This window comes from Streptococcus infantis ATCC 700779, from assembly GCF_000187465.1.
In the GTDB taxonomy this organism is placed as follows: domain Bacteria; phylum Bacillota; class Bacilli; order Lactobacillales; family Streptococcaceae; genus Streptococcus; species Streptococcus infantis.
On record NZ_GL732442.1, the window covers coordinates 1 to 1,274 of the forward strand.

Annotated in this window: 1 protein-coding gene; it reads left to right on the forward strand. The window is 45.3% G+C overall.

The features are described from left to right. On the forward strand, positions 1-1,274 hold a 1,274-nt coding region (locus tag HMPREF9423_RS11645; protein ID WP_006149557.1), incomplete at both ends, for a pre-toxin TG domain-containing protein.

The window sequence follows — 1,274 nt, forward strand, 5'->3', positions numbered from 1 at the left end:
GTCACAGTCTCTAGTAGTGGTTATGGGAATTACACCAATGCCCAAGCAGGTCCCTATAGCACCGGGACAACTTCAACCGGATTTGCTAAACGAGTGGAAGACTTGGTCAAGATTTCAGAGAAAGTCCAGCAAATGATCAAGGAAAGGGACACGGATGGTGTTGTCTCTTATACCTACCATGATGAAACCAGTACCGCCCAAACACTGCAATCTAAACTCTCCACCCTAGAACGCTATGCTGAGAATGTAAACAACTATATCAAGAATAAAATTGACCAACCCTTCTATGAGGCTATGGACAAGGTGGGGGCTAAGCTAGAAGCCCTAAGCATTCAACAGTACAAAACAACAAACAAGGTTGGCTATAAGCGCATCGAGCCTGTGAAAGATCCCTATGGCCATCCTGTCGGCACCAAGGAAGTCACCCCACGTGAGATAGGGATTGATGAACTCTACAAGGTTGACAGTCCCTATAAGGCAACACTGCAGAAAAGCTATGAGGAATTCAAGAAAAGCAAGGATTATAAAGACCACAAGCTGACCCAGGATCAATATCTGATGGCGATGCATCATACTCGATCTTTTGAGTATGTCTCGATTGATGACGAGAAAGCCAATATAGAGATGTGGCGAGATATCGCTCTTGGAGTAGGAGTGGTTGTCTTGACCATTTTCTGTCCCCCAGCTGGAGCAGTTGCGAGTGTCGTTGTAGCTAGTGCTGATATGTATTCAGCTGCTTCTGGTAAGGACTGGGGGACAGGTCGCGAGTTGGACAATACCGAGCGAGGCATGCGAGGAGCCTTTGCCCTGTTTGACTTAATCCCAGCCGGTAAATATCTAAGTGGCTTAGCCAAGACAGGAAAGACCGCAGGACTCACTGCTGTCAAGACCAGTCTTAAAACAGGTATAAAAGAAGGAGTGGAGCAAGGAATTAAGAACCTTGATAACCTTAAAGGGATTCTGAAGAGCACCAAGGGGTTGACAGATAATATGATTTCCCAGCTGAAAACCTATGGCAAACAGCTTGATAATCTTCGCCCAAGTAAGATTCTATCGAATTCGGCAGACGCTTTAAGCGATGGTTTACGCCATGCGGATAATGTTCTTAGTGAAGCGGCTCAGAGATTTAGTTTAAATCCCCTAAAACAATTACAACCAGCGACAGGCTCCATTCCTTTTGAAGGAGGTAAGCTAACACATATAGCAGATAATATCAGTGCTTTTGCGAAGAATCTAGATGGCAGTGTGGATGATGTGATGGAGGCTGGAAGTAA